Source organism: Streptantibioticus parmotrematis (assembly GCF_019890615.1).
Lineage (GTDB): Bacteria > Actinomycetota > Actinomycetes > Streptomycetales > Streptomycetaceae > Streptantibioticus_D > Streptantibioticus_D parmotrematis.
The window spans coordinates 415,299-431,976 of sequence record NZ_JAINVZ010000002.1; the positions used below are offsets into that span (position 1 = coordinate 415,299).

The following is a 16,678-nucleotide window of genomic DNA, read 5'->3' on the forward strand; positions in this document are numbered from 1 at the left end:
GTCACTTCACGTAGACGGTGTTCGGGTTGATGGCGCCCAGCGGGCTGTTGTACGTGACGCCGCCGAGCCCGTCGCCGTGGACGTTGAAGTACTTGTCGTACTCGTAGGGGATCACCGGGGTGTCGTTCTTGAGGATGTACTGCGCCAACTGCTGCCACTGGACGGCCTGTTGGCTCAGGTCGGTGATCTTCTCGACGCGGTCGATCGCGGCGTTCACGTAAGGGTCGTTCAGGTGCGCGTAGTCGGTGTCGCCGTCGGCGATGAGGCGGCCGTCCATGGTGGGCGGGATGACGGTGGACGCCGACGGCCAGTCCGCGCCCCAGCCGGTGCGGTACAGGTCGTAGGGGTTGTTCACCTTGCCGACCAGCGTGTAGTACGAGGTCGAGTCGATCGCGGTGGTCTGCAGGTCGATGCCGGCCTTGGCGAAGGCGCTCTGGAGGGTGCGGGCCACGGTCTGCCAGCGCGCTTCGTCGGCGTAGGCGTAGGTGAGCTTCAGGTGGGTGACCCCGGCCTGCTTGAGCAGCTCCTTCGCCTTGGCCGGATCACCGTTCGGTTCGGCGAGCTTGCCGAACGGGTCGGCGGCCTGGAAGCCCGCCACGGTGGGCCCGATCAGGTCGGTGGCCAGGTCGCCCTGCGGTGCGCCGCCGAGCGCGGTCTGCACCTGCCGCATCGGGAACGCGTACATCAGCGCCTGCCGCACGCGTTCGTCCTTGACGCGCGAGGTGTTGATGTTGAAGACGTCGACGAACGGCTGGTACTGGCTGACCAGTCGGGACCGGTACTGCGCGCCGGTGGCGATCAGCGGGGTCTGGGTGGGGTCGGCCGGGGCGACCAGCGCGAGCGCGTCCTTGTCGTGGCCCGCCTGCTGCATCAGGCGCTCGGTCAACCCGGGCTGAGCGATGCCCAGTTCGATGTCCCACTCGTCCGGATAGGCGTCGCGGACCGGGTCGGTGCGCGGGTCCCAGTGCGGATTGCGGCGCAGCAGCAACTGCTTGCCCGGCTGGTAGTCGGCGATCTCGTACGGGCCGTCGGAGAACGGCGCGCTGTCGTACTTGGCCTCGGTGTCCTTCGCGGGCAGCACGGGCCCGGAGCCGGACAGCGCCATCGCGTACGGGGTGTCGGGGTGCGGGGCGAGGAAGTGCAGGACGATCGTGCGGTTGTCCGGGGTGGCGATCACCGAGTCGGGCAGTGACTTGCCGGAGTACGGGCCCTGGTACGCCTTGCGGAAGTCCTGCCCCGACAGCCAGGTCTGCACGTACTGCGGGCCCGCCGTCTCGAAGCTCGCGTACAGCCGCTCGAAGCCGTACTTGACCTGCGCGCTGGTGATCGGTGTGCCGTCCTGCCAGGTCAGGCCGGGCTTCAGGTGGTACGTCCAGGTGCGGCCGCCGTCGGAGGACTCTCCGGTGTCGGTGGCCAGGTCACCCACCAGCGTGGTCTTCCCGGTCCTCGGGTCGATGCGGTAGTTGGTCAGCTGGCGGCTGAAGAGCTGCCCGATGATCTGCTCCTGGTTGATGTACGCCTGCGCCGGGTCCAGGTGGTTGATGCCGTTCTGCTCCAGGTCGTAGGCGGTGCCGCCTTTGTGCGCGCCGGCGACCGCGGTGGCCGGGCCCACCGAGTCGGCCGCGGTGCCCAGCGTCACGCTCTGCACGGAGGCCTTGGCGCCGTCCGCCCCGCCGCCGCCCGTGTCCCCTCCCGTACCGCCGCCCGCGCTGCACGCGGACAACGTCAGCGCGGTCGCCGCCAGGAGCGCGGCACCGCACCGGGCGCGCGCCGTGCGGGCTGTCGAGTTGCGCAGTCTCATGGAAACCTCACCGGTGTCAGCGGACGGTCTTCGGATCGAGTGCGTCCCGGACGGAGTCCCCGAGCAGGTTGAAGGCGACGACGAAGACCACCATCGCGACGCCGGGGAAGAACATGTAGGTGATGTCCGACTGGTAGTACTGCGCCGCGTCCTGGAACATCAGGCCCCAGTCCGGCGTCGGCGTCTGCATCCCGACGCCGAGGTACGAAAGCCCGGCCTCCGCCGTCACGTTGACCGGCAGCAGCAGGGTGGACTGCACCAGGACCGTGCTCCAGATGTTGGGCAGCAGTTCCCTGCGCACGATGCGGGCGGTCGAGGCGCCGCTGAGCCGGGCCGCCTCCACGTACTCACGCGTCCGCAGGCTGAGCACCTGCGCCCGCACCAGCCGCCCCAGCGCCATCCAGCCCAGCACGAACTGCACGATCACCAGCGCCGCGAACCGTATCCAGGTCGGCTCCGCGTTCCCCGGCCGTACGAACATCGCCACGATGACCGGGGTGAAGGCGATGAAGAACAACTGCTGCGGGAACGACATCATCAGGTCGGAGAAGCGCCCCACCACGTAGTCCGTGCGCCCGCCCAGGTAGCCCTGGAAGAGCCCGACCGTGACCCCCGCGACCACCGAGAGCACCGTCACGCACAGTGCGATCCCCAGCGAGGTGCGGATGCCGTAGACCAGCAGGGCCAGCACGTCCCGGCCGAGCCCCGGCTCGACGCCGAACCAGTGGGCGCCGTCGATCCCGCCGTTGGGCTTCAGCGGCAAGCCGTAGGAGTTGAGCAGGCCGTCGTCCTGCCCGTAGAGGGTGTACGGGTTCTTCCCGTACGCCTTCGTGATCAGCGGCGCGGCCAGCGCGATCAGGATGAAGCAGGCGACGATCACGGCGCACACCACGCCGGTGCGGTCGCGCCGGAAGCGGATCCAGGCCAGTTGCCGCGGGGAGCGGCCGACGGGCACCGTCCCGCTCGCCGCTCGGGCTAACGCGGCGTCAGTTTCGTTGTCCGATCCGGTGGTTGTCGTCTCACGGGCACTGGTCATGACCGCCGTCCCCCCGCACCGAGTGGGTGGAAGCGGAACCCGTCGCCGGGCCCCACGGGATGAGCGGAGGGTCGCAACCCGGGTCGACGCGCGTCAAGAGGTCGTACGGGAGATTGACGGGCGGTCAGGGGCAACGCGGGCGGTCGGTCAGGGGCCCCTGGATGGCCGGCCGCACTGCTTAACGCGTCGGTAACTTGACGGAAGCGCGGGCGATATGGGGGCGCCGGACCATGAATGACGTACGGCCGTGCGGGTGCCGTAGACCGGCCGGGGCGGGAGTCCTCTCACGCCCCGGCCGGTCGTCATGCCCCAACCCCCCACGCGCGGCCCGCATATGACGAAGGCCCGCGTCCGATGCGGACGCGGGCCTTTCGTGCGGGGTCACTTGGCCGGTGCGGAAGCCTTCTCCGTGGACGGCTTGGCAGTGTCCTCGGGTGCGTTCTCGGGGAAGTGGCAGGCCACCTGGTGCCCGGTCTTCAGGGCCACCAGCGGCGGCTCCTGGACCTTGCAGACCTCCTGCGCCTTCCAGCACCGGGTGTGGAAGCGGCAGCCCGACGGCGGGCTGATCGGCGACGGCACGTCGCCGGTGAGCAGGATCCGGTCCCGCTGGGTCCGCCGCTTGGGGTCGGGCACCGGCACCGCGGACATCAACGCGTTGGTGTACGGGTGCATGGGCGAGCCGTAGAGCGAGTCACGGTCCGCGAGCTCCACGATCTTGCCCAGGTACATCACCGCCACCCGGTCGGAGACGTGCCGCACCACGGACAGGTCGTGCGCGATGATCACGTAGGTGAGACCCAGTTCGCGCTGCAGGTCGTCGAGGAGGTTCACGACCTGTGCCTGGATGGAGACGTCCAGGGCGGAGACCGGCTCGTCCGCCACGATCATCTTGGGCCGCAGCGCGAGTGCCCGGGCGATGCCGATGCGCTGTCGCTGACCGCCGGAGAACTCGTGCGGGTAGCGGTTGTAGTGCTCCGGGCTCAGGCCGCACAGTTCGAGCAGGTCCTGAACGGCCCTCTTGACACCGAACTCGGTCTGCACCTTCTGCAGCCGGAACGGCGCTCCGACGATCGTGCCGATGGTGTGCCGCGGGTTCAGCGAGGAGTAGGGGTCCTGGAAGATCATCTGGATGTCGCGCCGCAGCGGGCGGATCTTCCCGCTGCCCAGGTGCGTGATGTCCACGCCCTCGAACTCGACCTTGCCGCCGGTCGGCTCCAGCAGCCGGGTGATCAGCCGGCCCATGGTCGACTTGCCGCATCCGGACTCGCCCACCACGCCGAGCGTCTCACCGGGCTTGACGTCGAAGTCGATGCCGTCGACCGCGCGCACGGCACCGCTCTGGCGCTGGAGCAGGCCCTTCTTGATCGGGAAGTGCTTTTCCAGCCCGGAGACCTTGAGCAGCGGCTCCCGGTCGGAGGCAGGGGGAGATGCCGGGACCGTCGCCGCGGTGGCCTCCGCCGCGGTGTCGCTGTCTTCAGTCATGGTTGTTCTCGTCTCCTCGGAGTCGGGCCGGTCATGAGGCTCGACGTGATGCCGCGTGTAGTGCTGTGCGGCCCCGCCCGCTCGTGGCCTGCGGGGCCGGTTCGCCGTCGGAGGCTAGAGCCGGGGCGCGATCTCGTCTCGGAAGATGCTGTGGCGCTTCTCCTCCGGGAGATGGCAGGCCACCCGGTGCCCCGGCTTCACCTCGATCAGCTGGGGCGTTTCCGTGGTCGACTTGCCGCCGGTCAGCTCCGCGTAGGGGCAGCGCGGGTTGAACGCACAGCCCTTGGGCAGGTTGATCAGGCTGGGCGGGCTGCCCTTGACGGGGATGAGCCGGTCCTGGAGCTCCCGGTCCATACGGGGCATGGAGCCCAGCAGACCCCAGGTGTACGGGTGCTCCGGAGCCGTGAAGATGGTCTCGGAGGTCCCCTTCTCCACGCACTTGCCGCCGTACATCACCAGGATGTCGTCGGACAGTTCGGCGACGACGCCCAGGTCGTGGGTGATGATGATGACCGCAGAGCCGAACTCCTTCTGCAGATCCCGGATCAGGTCGAGGATCTGCGCCTGGACCGTCACGTCCAGGGCGGTGGTCGGCTCGTCTGCGATCAGCAGCTTGGGGTTGTTGACCAGCGACATCGCGATCATCGCGCGCTGCCGCATACCGCCGGAGAACTGGTGCGGGTAGTCGTCCACCCGGCGGTCCGGCTGCGGGATGCCGACCCGGTCGAGCATCTCCACCGCCACACCGCGGGCGGCCTTCTTCGACGCCTGGGGGTGGTGCACCCGGTAGGCCTCGACGATCTGCGCGCCGACGGTGTAGTACGGGTGCATCGCCGTCAGCGGGTCCTGGAAGATCATCGACATCTTCTCGCCGCGCAGCTGCCGCACCCGGTCCGGGTCGGCGCTGATCAGCTCCTCGCCGTCGAGCCACACCTCGCCCGAGATGCGAGCCCGCTTCGAGCGGTGCAGCCCCAGGATGCCCAGGGACGTCACGGACTTGCCGGAACCGGACTCGCCCACGATGCCGAGGGTCTTGCCGGTCTCCAGGTCGAACGAGACGCCGTCCACGGAACGGACCAGACCGTCGTCGGTGTCGAAGTGGATGCGCAGGTCCCGGACGGACAGGAAGGCTTCCGGGTTGGGCGCGTCCTTGCCGGCCGACGCCGCCTTGGTGTCCGCGTCCTTGGCGTCGGCCTCGGCGGCCTTGGCCTTCGAGGAGGCCGCAACGGGGTTGGTCTTGCTCACGACAGCCTCACGCGGGGGTCGACGACGGCGTACAGAAGGTCGACCAGCAGGTTGGCGACCACGATGAAGAAGGCCGCGAGGGTAGTGACGGCCATGACCTTCGGCAGGTCGTTGTCGGTGATGGCCTGTACTGCGTACTGGCCCACACCCGGCAGGGAGAAGACGGTCTCCGTGAGCACGGCGCCGCCGAGCAGGAGGCCGAAGTCCATGCCGAAGATGGTGATGATGGGGGTGAGCGCCGACCGCAGGCCGTGCCGGGTCACCACCTTGCGCTCCGGCAGGCCCTTGGCCCGCGCGGTGCGGATGTAGTCCTCGCTCATCGTCTCCAGCATGCCCGCGCGGGTGAGCCGCGCGTACAGGGCCGAGTAGAGGAACGCCAGGGTCACCCAGGGCAGAACGAGGTTCTTCGCCCACATCAGCGGATTGTCCGTGAAGTTGACGTAGTGCAGGTTGCTGAAGATCGGCCACTGGAAGCTGAAGAGGTCCATCGACAGCAGACCGGTGAAGAAGATGGGGAGCGAGACGCCGGCGAGTGCCACACCCATCGACAGGCGGTCGAAGATCGATCCCCGCTTGAGGGCCGACAGCACACCGATCGCCACACCGCTGACCAGCCAGATCACCGCGGCACCGAGGGCCAGCGAGAGGGTGACCGGGATGCGCTGGGTGAGGTCCGGCCACACTGGCAGGTGGCTCTTGAACGAGTAGCCGAAGCACGGCACCGCGCAGTGCGTCGGCGTGGGGCCGTCGTTGAACGTGCGGCCCGCCACGATCCCGTGGATGAACTCCCAGTACTGCTGGTAGACGGGCTTGTCGAAGCCCAGGTTGTGGATGATGGACTGTACGGCTTGAGGGCTCGGGTCGCGCCCGACGTATTGAGAGGCGAGCTGCTGGGTCGTCTCCCCCGCGAGCCGCGGCACGAGGAAGAAAATGCCGAAGGTGACTGCGCTCACGATGAGCAGCAAGACCACCGCGGCGAACGCGCGCCGGATGATGTACGCAACCACGGTTGTGCGGCGTCGGCGCCCGCCGACGGGAGATCGTCCCGTCGGCGGGAGCCGCTGCCTTCACCTGCCTTCCAGGGATCTGGCGGTCCTGCTTGTTACTTGGTCGAGCCGACCGTCAGGTAGTCGTACATACCGTATGCCGGGTTCACGAACACGTTGGTGGCGCTGTCCGGCCGGTACATCACGTCCTTGCGGTACAGCAGCGGGACGATCACGGCCTGCTGCATCGCCGCCTTGTCGATCGCACCCCACGCCTGGTTCCGCTGGGCGTCGTTGGTGTTGCCGATCGCGTCGTTCAGCATCTTGTTGATGGCCGGGTCGTTCAGCTCCGACAGGTTGCTGTTGCCCGACGCCTTGATGGCGTTGCCGTCCAGGATCTGCTCCAGGAAGCCGTAGCCGGTCGGCCAGTCGGCCGCCCAGGCCATCATCATCATGCCGAGGTTGTGCGAGTGCACGAACGCGGGGGCACCAGCGTCGTCGGCGAAGTACTTGCCAGACGGGTACTGCTGGATCTGGACGTTGATGCCGACCTTCTTCAGCGAGGCCTGGATGGCAGTCGCCATGGCGATCTCGTTCGGGCGGTCGGAACGCGCCGCGATGTTGGTGCTGAAGCCGCTCGGCTTGCCGCACAGCTTCAGCTGCTGCTTGGCGGCGGCCAGGCCGTCCGACGAGTCGTCGCCCTTGTTCCCGGAGGTCGGGTACAGGTTGAAGTCGGTGTGGCCGGTGACCGTCGGGGGCAGGATGGTGCTGGCGATGTCGCCGTGGACGTCACCACCGGTCGCGGTCTGGACCGAGGTCTTGTCGATCGCGTACTGCACGGCCTGGCGGCAGTGGACGTTGTTCAGCGGCGCGACCTGGGACGACAGCGCCACGTAGGCCAGCGCGCCGCTCTGGACGTCGTCGATGTGCGTCTTCTTCTGCGGGTTGGCCAGCGCGGTGGCCTGGCTGTCGGCGGCCATGCCGGCGCCGCCCAGGTCCATCGTGACGTTGTCGGCCATCAGGTTCTGGTCGATCGTCGTCTGCTGCTGGTTGAACGCCAGAGTGATCTTGTCCGCGTACTGCTTGCGGACCGGGTCGCTCGCCTGGCTCCAGTTCGGGTTCTTGACCAGGGTGGCGCCCTTGCCGTCCTGGTAGCTCTGGAACTCGTACGGGCCGGAGGACACGATGTTCTTGACGTAGTCGGCGCCGTTGTCCTTCGCCTGGGGCACCGGAGCGGTCTCCGGGTTGCTGACCAGGTAGTCGAAGTCGGCGAACGACTGCTTCAGGTGGAAGACGATCGTCGTGTCGTTCGGCGTCTGGATGGAGTTCAGGCCGCCGTTCTTGTCCTTGTACGGGCCCTGGTACGGCGACGAGTTGTCGACGAGGTACTGGGCGAAGTACGTCGGACCGTTGGACAGCACGTCGTGCGCGTAGTTGCTGCGCTCGATGGCGTACTTGACGTCCTTGGTGGTGATCGGCGTGCCGTCGGAGAACTTCAGGCCCGACCGGATGTGGTAGGTCCAGGTCTTGCCGCCGTCGCTCGGCGTGCCGAGGCCGGTCGCCAGGTCCGGCTTGAGCTGCAGGCCGGCGTTCCCGGGGGCGGGGTTGAACGTCACCAGAGGACGTGCGTACAGGCGGGAGAAGTCCCACATGAACGCGTAGTAGGTGTTGCCCGGGTCCATCGAGTCCGGGGTGCTGGACAGCTGGTAGCTGGCCGTTCCGCCGGTGTGGCTGGAGGCGTTGACGACGCTCGTGTTGGCCGCGTTGTAGGTGGAGCTCCCGCTGCCGCCGCTGCCGCCGGAGGAGCTGCAAGCGGACAGCGTGAGCCCGGCAGCCGTGGCGACGGCGACGAGGGCTGCGGCCTTCGTCCTTCTCATGGTGAGTGAAATCCCCTCATTCGTTGTACCCAAGGAGAGCGCTTCTGCGAGCAGGCGGCGCATGACCGGCCAGAGCGGACCGGACGTCAGTTGTTGCGCGGGTCCAGGGCGTCGCGCAGCCCGTCACCGAGCAGATTGAAGGCCAGGACCGTGATGAAGATCGCCATACCGGGGATGACCATGAACATCGGGTCGGCCTGGTAGAGGTCGACGGCCTGGTTCAGCATGCCGCCCCAGGAGGCCTGCGGCGGCTCGATGCCCACACCCAGGAAGCTCAGACCGGCCTCGAAGAGGATGTTGGTCGGGATGAGCAGCGTGGAGTACACGATGATCGGCGCGACCAGGTTGGGCAGCAGTTCCTTGAACAGGATGAAGGGCCCACGGGCACCGAGGCTGCGCGCCGCGTCGACGAACTCCCGCTCGCGCAGCGACAGTGTCTGACCACGGATGATGCGCCCCATGTACGGCCAGTTGAAGAAGCCGATCACGAAGATCAGCACACTGATGTGGAGTGGCAGGCCGTGCAGGCCGAAGGCACCACCCTGGAGCGACGCCGAGATGGCGATGGCGAACAGCAGCAGAGGGAAGGCGAGGAAGATGTCCATCAGCCGGCTGATCAGTGTGTCCACCCAGCCGCCGTAGAAGCCCGCCACCACGCCCAGCACCATGCCGATGATGTTGGACAGGACCGTGGCACCGAAGGCGACCGCCAGGGACACCCAGGATCCCTCGATGATCCGGGACAGCAGGTCACGGCCGAACTGCGGCTCGATGCCGAGCGGGTGCGCCCAACTGATGCCGCCCAGAGCGCCCTTGGGCCTGAGCAGCACCGGGTCGATCAGGTTCTGGTGCAGGGCGTTGGGGTCGAGGCCGAAGACCCATTCGATGGGCTTGGACAGGACGGCGAGCAGCACCAGAAGCACGACGACGATGCCGCCGGCGACGGCGACCTTGTCTCGCTTGAACCGGATCCAGGCAATTCGTCCGAGGGACCGGCCCTCGATCGTCTTGCTCTCCATGCCGGAGAGAACGGCCTCCGGCTGCGCCTCGGCAGCCGAACCCGAAACCTCGAGCGGCGCTGTCATTGAAGTAGACCCCCTAGCCGGTGGTGACCGGCACACGGTTCCCGGCCGCCTCCGCGCGTCCGGTCCCCGGTGGGGAGCCGACCGCAGGGTCGGTCGCAGTTCACGGATGGTGCCAAGTGCTGTGGATCGGCGTTGCAGGTGGAACAGGGATTGGTGGTCGGGGCCGGACAAACGCAGGCCCTTCGCGGCGTAACTCTTCAATAAGCAAACCCACGTCCGCCAGACCTCCCGGCCAAAGGTTGCCCAACTGTGATCTGCCGGGTAACACTTCTGTTGCCTACGAATAGAGGTCTTCACTCGGGGGTTCTGCGGCGGTCGCGTGCCTGGTGGCCAGGTCAGGCCGGTGGGCCGCGGGCGCGGTTGACACCACTGGCCGAGGTGGCAGCTTCCGTGCTGGTCGTCGGCTTGGCGCCGACACCGGTAAGGGGTGTCTGGGTGGGCCGCCACCCACCTGCGTGGTGGCGCCCCGGCGCTGTCGTGGCGCGTGAACGGCCCTGATCTGCCGTGTCCCCGGTAAATGCCTCTCGCTATTACTTCAGGGATGCTTGCCACTACGCTGAGTAATGGCGATTGCTTCCTTTTAAGGAAGGGGGGTCCTGCGGTATTCCAGTAACTTCCTGATGACGGGGGGAAACCGCTTGGGGAGCCCTCGGAGAGGCTTCGGAATCCACGTCGGCCTAGCGGGCCGCCCCCGTCCCGGTCGCTCCGAGGGCCTGCTTGAGGAAATCGACCTGGAGCAGCAGCAGGTTCTCGGCCACCTGTTCCTGCGGGGTCATGTGGGTCACCCCGGACAGCGGCAGGACCTGGTGCGGGCGGCCCGCCGCCAGCAGGGCGGAGGACAACCGCAGCGTATGGGCGGCGACCACGTTGTCGTCGGCCAGCCCGTGCACCACCATCAGCGGCCGCACCGGACCGCCCCGCGCCCAACCCGCCGGATCGGTCAGGGAGTTGGCCGCATAGACCTCGGGCGCCGACCCCGGGTCGCCCAAATAGCGTTCCGTGTAATGCGTGTCGTACAGCCGCCAGTCGGTCACCGGGGCACCGGAGACCGCGGCATGGAATACGTCCGGGCGGCGCAGTACGGCGAGCGCCGCGAGATAGCCGCCGTAGGACCAGCCGCGGATCGCGACGCGCTCCAGATCCAGCGGGTGCGACGCGGCCAGCGCCCGCAGCGCGTGCACCTGGTCGTCCAGCGTGACCCCGGCGAAGTCCCCCGCGATCGCCTTCTCCCACTCCGGCGAGGTGCCCGGCGTGCCCCGGCCGTCCGCCACGACCACCGCGAAGCCCTGCTCGGCGAACCACTGCGAGGTCAGGTGCGCGTTGTGCGACGCGACGACCCGCTGGCCGTGCGGCCCGCCGTACGGGTCCATCAGCACCGGCAGCGGCCCGTCGCCCTCGCGGTACCCGGACGGCAGCAGCACCGCCGCCGGGATGCCGCGCTCACCGGCGCGGGTCAGCACCGGGCGCGCGGTGAGCACCGGGCGTTCGGCGTACGAGGCGACGCGGGCGACCTCCGTCAGCGCCTCCCCGCGCAGCACCCGCACCTCGGCGCCCGGGCGGTCGAGCGCGGTCCCGCTCACCACGGTCGACGGACCGCCGCGCACCGCCGTGTGCGTGCCCACGGCGCTCGTCAGCCGGGTCACGCCGTCCGCGCCCGCGTGGTGCACGTGGACCTCGCCGACCCCGGGGTCCTTCGCGTCCCGGCCCGCCGAGGCGGTGAACAGCACGCCGTCCGCGGCGACATCGAGCACCGCCCGCACGTGCAGCCGCGCGTCGGTCACCGCCTCGTCGCCCACCACCAGCACCCGGGCGCCGTCGCGGTCCTCGATCCGCACCATCCGGCCGTCCGGCGCCCAGGCCGGCACGCCGGTGGACAACTCCAGCCACGCCGGGTCCTGTTCGGTGCGCGCGACCGTGGTGCGGCCGGTCGTGACGTCCACCGTCAGATACGCCTGGCCGCGCTGGTCGCGGGACTGCACCAGCAGCAGCGGCGGTCCGGCGGCCGACCAGTGCGCGCGGGCGAGGTACGGGTACCGCTCGCGGTCCCACGTCACCTCGGTGCGCGAGCCGTCAAGACCGCACAAGGCGAGCGTCACCTCGGCGTTGGGCGTCCCGGCCGCCGGATAGGCCACCTCGGCGGGAGCGTCCCGGGGGTTGGCGGGGTCGGCGATCCACCAGCGCCGCACGGGGGAGTCGTCGACGCGGGCGGCCAGCAGCCGGTCGCCGTCCGGGGACCACCAGTAGCCGCGCGAGCGGTCCATCTCCTCGGCCGCGACGAACTCCGCCAGCCCCCAGGTGACGTGTCCCTCACCGTCGCCCGGCCCGGCCACCACGCGGTCCCCCGACCCGTCCGCCGCCACCACCCGCAGCGCGCCGCCGCTGACGTACGCGACGTGGCGGCCGTCGGGCGAGGGGCGCGGGTCGATCACCGGCGCGGCGACGGGCAGTTCGCGCACGCGGGACCGCACGCCGGCCCCCTCGCCGGAGGCGTCCCCGGCCGCGTCCGCCGTCAGGTCCGCCGTGAACAGTCGTCCCGACAGCGCGAAGGCCGCCGTGCGCACCGCGCCGTCCACCGCGTACGCCACGATCCCCGCCGAGCCCTCCCGGCTGCGTTCGCGCCGCGCGCGTTCCTCGGCCGTCAGCTCCTCCCGCGCGCCCGCCAGCAGCACGCCCGGATCGGCGACGAGGCGTTCCGCGCCGCCGTCTCCCTCACCGCCGCCCTCGCGCACGTCCAGCACCCACAGCCGGTTCGCCCGGTCCGTGCCGGAGGCCGAGCGCAGGAAGACCACGCGCCCGCCGTCCGGCGCGACGGTGAGGGAACGCGGGGTGCCCAGCGTGAAGCGCTGGGTCCTGGCGTGCTGCCTGGGGAAGGAGAGGTGATCACTCATGCGGCGAAGAGTAGGCGCCGCCTCCGCCGGGCCGCGGGCGCCACCCCAACCGGGCCGCAGGCGCCGCTCCCCGCCCGCGCGCGCCGTTCGCCCCGGCGCGTGCGGAGCGTGGTCGTTCATCCGAACGGCGGAATGGCGCAGGGCCCGCGCAGGGCTCGGCGCGACCCCGCTGACCAGCGGAACCGTGCCCATACGTGCGCCCCCGCGTGCTCCTGTGCCCCGAGGTGTGCGGGCTCACGGAAAGTTAGGATCGGTAGCTGTAGGTATGGGCCACGACCCGCTCCACGACCTGGAGGTGAGCCGCTGTGGCGCTCTCGATCTCAGCGGTCCTGCTGCTGCTGGTCATCGTGCTTCTGCTGGTGAGGAAGTCCGGGTTGAAGGGCGGACACGCGGTCGTCTGCATGCTCCTCGGCTTCTACCTGGCGAGCTCCACCTTCGCCCCGACCATCCACCAGCTGACCACCAGCGTGGCCAGCATGATCGGCAACCTGAGGATGTGAGCGGAGCCCGGGTGGCGAGCGGCGGACACCCCGGGTAATACGCTGCCGGGTATGACCGAGCTTCCCGCCCGGCGCCTGCTGCTCGTCCACGCGCACCCCGACGACGAGTCGATCAACAACGGCGCGACCATGGCCAAGTACGCCGCAGAAGGCGTCCACGTCACCCTGGTGACCTGCACCCTCGGCGAGGAGGGCGAGGTCATCCCGCCGCGGCTGGCGCACCTGGCGGCCGACCGGGACGACACCCTCGGCGCGTACCGGGTCGGCGAACTGGCGGCGGCCATGCGGGAGTTGGGCGTCACCGACCACCGCTTCCTCGGCGGCCCCGGGCGCTACCGCGACTCGGGGATGATGGGCGTCGCGCAGAACGAGCGCCCCGGCTGCTTCTGGCGGGCCGACCTGGACGAGGCCGCGGGCCACCTGGTCGCCGTCGTCCGCGAGGTCCGGCCGCAGGTGCTCGTCGCGTACGACCCCGACGGGGGCTACGGGCACCCCGACCACATCCAGGCGCACCGCGTCGCCATGCGCGCCGCCGCACTGGCCGCCGATCCCGGCTTCCGCCCGGACCTCGGCCCGGCGCACGCGATCGACCGCGTCTACTGGAACTGCGTGCCGCGTTCCGTCGTGGAGGAGGGCTTCGCCCGGCTGCGCGCGGCGGGGCGCGAGATCCCGTTCGAGGGCGTGGCGTCGGCCGACGACGTGCCCGGCGTGGTGGACGACGCCGACGTGGCGGTCGCGGTGGACGGCACCGCGTACGCCGGGCGCAAGGCGGCGGCGATGCGCGCGCACGCCACGCAGATCGCCGTGGACGGCCCCTTCTTCGCCCTCTCCAACGACCTGGGCCAGCCGCTGTTCTCCGTTGAGCACTACCGCCTGGCGCACGGACCGGCGCCCGAGGCTCACGGGGGGCGCGCGGACGACCTGTTCGCGGGACTTTCCGCCGATTCGGCTGTGGCTGAGGAGGTTTGAGAACGATGCGTGTGCTGGCTTTCGTCGGTCTCGGCGTCCTCGGGGTGGTCGTCGCCTGTGCGGGCGCGCTGGTCCAGGACGGCTGGTTCCCCGGCGGGTTGCTGCTCGCCCTCGCCGCGGCCGTCGCCCTCTTCCACGGCGGCGCCGTGGCCACCCGCAGCCGCCTGGGCGCCGCGGTGCCCGTCATCCTGTGGTTCGTCACCGTGATGTACCTGAGCGTCTCGCGGCCCGAGGGCGACTTCCTGTTCGCCGCCGGGGCTGGTCCGTACGTTTATCTGCTCGGCGGCATGGTGGCCGGCGTGATCTGTGCCACGCTGCCCCGGCGCTCTCCGGGGGACGCGTCAGGCGCCCGACTTGGGCGTTGATGGGGACTGTATGACGGTCTGACAGTTCGCCGTAACGGCGGGCGCCATTCCGGTCCACGCGTCGGCCAGTATGGTGGTGCGCGCCGGCGAGCCCCCAGCGGATGGCCGTGACGGGTGGCGAAGCTAACCGGGAGAACCTGCCTTGAGCCGTGAAACTGACAGTTCGTCCTCAGGACCCCAGGGTCGCGGCGGTGCCGCGTACCCGTCCGGGACACCGCCGTACGGAACCCGCCAGTATCCCTCCGCGCACCCGCAGGAGGAGCCGCCGGGCGGTTCCGCCGGGGCCGCGGGGCCGGGCGGCGCGCAGGGTGACGGCGGCGACGACGCGGCCCCCGACGAGCCCAGGACCGAGACCACGTTGACCACCCGGATCCGGATCAACATCCCCGGGTCCCGTCCCATCCCGCCCGTCGTGGTCCGCAAGCCGATGGGCGAGGGCGACGGCGACGGTGACGCACCGGGCGCCGAGTCCGGCGGACCCGGGAACGCGGGCAACGAGGCCACGCAGGCGGTGCCGCGCTGGACCCCGCCGGGCGCCCCTGGCGGCGACGCCGCGCCCGGCGACGCGCCGGGCGACGGCGGGGACAAGGCGGCCAGCGACTGGTTCGCCCCGCGCAAGCCTCCGGCGCCCACGCCGCCCGGCGGCACGCCGGTCCCCGGCGCCTCCGGTGCGGGGCCGTCCGGTGCGGGGCCCGCGTCCCCGGCGCCCTCGGGACCGCCCGCTCCCGGCTCCGGCGGGCCCGGTCCCGGCCAGCCCGCGATCCCGTATCTCAACGACCCCCCGGCCGCCTCCGCGCCGCGCGGTCGGGCGTTCCCCGACGACCACTACCCGGGCGGCCCCGACGGCTCCGGCGGCCTCGACGGCGACGCCGCGACCGTCAACTCGCCGCTGCCCGGCACCGGCCCGCTCGGCGCGGGCCCCGGCGCCCCGGGCGGCGACCCGTTCGCGCCCGGCAACGACCCCTTCGCACCCCAGGCGGGCTCCGGCGCGCCCGGTCGTGGACGCGGCGGCGAATCGTTCGGCCCGGGCAGCCAGGGCCGCGGCGCTCCGTTCACCCCGCCCGCGGGAGCGGCGGCGGGCCCGGCGGCAGGATCGCCCGCGGGGCAGCCCGGCGGGCCGAACGCCGGTGTCGGGCCCGTCGGTGGGCCGCCGCCCGGCAGCGTGCCGTTCCCCGGCTTCCACGCCCCGGACGGCTCGGGCCGTCCCCCCGGCGCCGACGCGGGTCCGCCCGCGCCGCCCGCCGGGCCCACCACGGGTCCGGCCACCGGGGCCATGCGGATGCCCGGCGCCGACCCGGGCGAGGGCCGCTCCGGCTACCGTCCGGCGAGCGGCGGCACCGGCGCCGGCCACGTCTCCGGCGAGACGCTGGTCAGCGGGGTGCCCGCGGGCCCGGCCGGCACGCCGACGATCAAGCCGCCGTCCCCGCCGGCCGACTCCGGCGCGCCCGCACCCAAGGCGTCCTCCGCCGCGTCCGCGCCGAAGCGCAAGGGCCGCTCCAAGCCGAAGATGGCCGTCATGGGCCTGGTCGGCCTCGCGGCCGTGCTCTACGCGGCGGGCCTGCTGATGAACCACGCCGACGTGCCCAACGGCACCACCGTGCTCGGCGTCGACATCGGCGGCAAGAGCCGTGACGAGGCGGTCAAGGCGCTGGACGCCGCGGTCGCCGACCGGGGCACCGCGCCGCTGAAGCTGAACGTCGGCGGTCGGACGGTGGAGCTCAAGCCCGCGCTCGCCGGGCTGTCCATCGACACCGAACGGACCGTCGCGCAGGTCGCCCACCGCGACTACGACCCGATCTCGGTGGTCGGCTCGCTCTTCGGCGGCAAGACGGTCGTCCAGCCGGTCATCCCGGTCGACCAGGAGAAGCTGGACAGCCAGCTGGACTCCCTGGCGCCGGGCGGCACCGGCTCGCCCACCGACGGCATGGTGAAGTTCGTCGACGGCACCCCGGTCGCGGTGGCGGGCAAGCCGTACCAGGCGGTGGACGCCGCGCTGTCGGACGCCAAGGTCACCGACGCCTACGTCCAGCGCGCCCAGACCGGCCAGGACCAGACCGTCACGCTGCCGGTCACCACGCATCAGCCGCAGGTCACCCAGGCCGACCTGACCCAGGCCATCAAGACCATCGGCGACCCGGCGATGTCCGGCCGCATCACGGTGGTGGCGGGCGGCAGGTCGGTCCCGTTCAGCCCGCAGAAGTCGCTGAGCAAGATCCTCACGATCGTGGCGGTCCCCGGCACCGACAAGATGACGCTGCACATCGACCTGAACGAGTTGCAGCAGCTGTACGGCAACGCGTTCGACGGCGTGCTGCTGGAGCGCGGCACCGGCACCAAGACGCCCGTCACGCCGCAGGACGTGGCCTCCGCGATGCTGCCGGAGCTGAGCAAGACGGCCGCCGAGAAGACGGCGACCATCACGAACGTGGCCCAGTAGGCGCCCG

General features: G+C 70.8%; 12 protein-coding genes. 4 read left to right on the forward strand and 8 right to left on the reverse strand.

Annotation, left to right across the window (positions count from 1 at the left end; genetic code table 11):
• Position 1: 1 nt before the first annotated feature.
• From K7472_RS04635 to K7472_RS04670, 8 genes are all read right to left on the reverse strand, one after another.
• Positions 2-1,801, reverse strand: coding sequence for an ABC transporter substrate-binding protein (locus K7472_RS04635; protein ID WP_222974123.1), 1,800 nt, complete (start codon positions 1,799-1,801; stop codon positions 2-4).
• Positions 1,802-1,817: 16 nt separating this feature from the next.
• The gene (locus tag K7472_RS04640) at positions 1,818-2,837 is read right to left on the reverse strand and encodes an ABC transporter permease (RefSeq protein WP_222974125.1); all 1,020 of its coding nucleotides are present in this window, start codon (positions 2,835-2,837) and stop codon (positions 1,818-1,820) included.
• A 381-nt stretch (positions 2,838-3,218) separates the two neighbouring features.
• On the reverse strand, positions 3,219-4,319 hold the full coding sequence (locus K7472_RS04645) for an ABC transporter ATP-binding protein (RefSeq protein WP_222974127.1): 1,101 nt from the start codon (positions 4,317-4,319) through the stop codon (positions 3,219-3,221).
• A 114-nt stretch (positions 4,320-4,433) separates the two neighbouring features.
• Positions 4,434-5,564 (reverse strand): ABC transporter ATP-binding protein, encoded by a 1,131-nt coding sequence (locus tag K7472_RS04650; protein WP_222974129.1) that lies wholly within the window; start codon positions 5,562-5,564, stop codon positions 4,434-4,436.
• Entirely contained in the window at positions 5,561-6,571 is a 1,011-nt protein-coding gene (locus K7472_RS04655; protein WP_222974130.1) for an ABC transporter permease, read from the reverse strand. Before K7472_RS04655 ends, K7472_RS04650 begins: the two co-directional genes overlap by 4 nt.
• 95 nt (positions 6,572-6,666) lie before the next feature.
• Positions 6,667-8,427 carry an ABC transporter substrate-binding protein gene (locus K7472_RS04660; RefSeq protein ID WP_222974131.1) on the reverse strand — a complete coding sequence of 587 codons (1,761 nt, stop codon included), beginning with the start codon at positions 8,425-8,427 and terminating at the stop codon, positions 6,667-6,669.
• Between the two features lie 86 nt (positions 8,428-8,513).
• Positions 8,514-9,512 (reverse strand): ABC transporter permease, encoded by a 999-nt coding sequence (locus K7472_RS04665; protein WP_222974133.1) that lies wholly within the window; start codon positions 9,510-9,512, stop codon positions 8,514-8,516.
• Positions 9,513-10,189: 677 nt separating this feature from the next.
• Positions 10,190-12,400: a S9 family peptidase gene (locus K7472_RS04670; protein WP_222974135.1), complete on the reverse strand. Its 2,211-nt coding sequence runs from the start codon at positions 12,398-12,400 to the stop codon at positions 10,190-10,192.
• A 305-nt stretch (positions 12,401-12,705) separates the two neighbouring features.
• Between K7472_RS04670 and K7472_RS04675 the strand changes: the two genes are divergently transcribed.
• The 4 genes from K7472_RS04675 to K7472_RS04690 all read left to right on the forward strand — a co-directional run bounded on the left by K7472_RS04675 (position 12,706) and on the right by K7472_RS04690 (position 16,671).
• The gene (locus tag K7472_RS04675) at positions 12,706-12,900 is read left to right on the forward strand and encodes a hypothetical protein (RefSeq protein ID WP_222974137.1); all 195 of its coding nucleotides are present in this window, start codon (positions 12,706-12,708) and stop codon (positions 12,898-12,900) included.
• Positions 12,901-12,951: 51 nt separating this feature from the next.
• Positions 12,952-13,869, forward strand: coding sequence for an N-acetyl-1-D-myo-inositol-2-amino-2-deoxy-alpha-D-glucopyranoside deacetylase (gene mshB, locus K7472_RS04680; RefSeq protein ID WP_222974140.1), 918 nt, complete (start codon positions 12,952-12,954; stop codon positions 13,867-13,869).
• Between the two features lie 5 nt (positions 13,870-13,874).
• Entirely contained in the window at positions 13,875-14,234 is a 360-nt protein-coding gene (locus K7472_RS04685) for a DUF6113 family protein (RefSeq protein ID WP_222974142.1), read from the forward strand.
• 142 nt (positions 14,235-14,376) lie between these two features.
• Positions 14,377-16,671 carry a hypothetical protein gene (locus K7472_RS04690; RefSeq protein WP_222974144.1) on the forward strand — a complete coding sequence of 765 codons (2,295 nt, stop codon included), beginning with the start codon at positions 14,377-14,379 and terminating at the stop codon, positions 16,669-16,671.
• Positions 16,672-16,678 lie beyond the last annotated feature (7 nt).

Excerpts from the sequence above, each read along its gene's own strand:
- K7472_RS04635 (WP_222974123.1), bottom strand. The coding sequence starts at position 1,801 with ATGAGACTGCGCAACTCGACAGCCCGCACGGCGCGCGCCCGGTGCGGT.
- K7472_RS04640 (WP_222974125.1), bottom strand. The coding sequence starts at position 2,837 with ATGACCAGTGCCCGTGAGACGACAACCACCGGATCGGACAACGAAACT.
- K7472_RS04645 (WP_222974127.1), bottom strand. The coding sequence starts at position 4,319 with ATGACTGAAGACAGCGACACCGCGGCGGAGGCCACCGCGGCGACGGTC.
- K7472_RS04660 (WP_222974131.1), bottom strand. The coding sequence starts at position 8,427 with ATGAGAAGGACGAAGGCCGCAGCCCTCGTCGCCGTCGCCACGGCTGCC.
- K7472_RS04665 (WP_222974133.1), bottom strand. The coding sequence starts at position 9,512 with ATGACAGCGCCGCTCGAGGTTTCGGGTTCGGCTGCCGAGGCGCAGCCG.
- K7472_RS04670 (WP_222974135.1), bottom strand. The coding sequence starts at position 12,400 with ATGAGTGATCACCTCTCCTTCCCCAGGCAGCACGCCAGGACCCAGCGC.
- mshB (WP_222974140.1), top strand. The coding sequence starts at position 12,952 with ATGACCGAGCTTCCCGCCCGGCGCCTGCTGCTCGTCCACGCGCACCCC.
- K7472_RS04685 (WP_222974142.1), top strand. The coding sequence starts at position 13,875 with ATGCGTGTGCTGGCTTTCGTCGGTCTCGGCGTCCTCGGGGTGGTCGTC.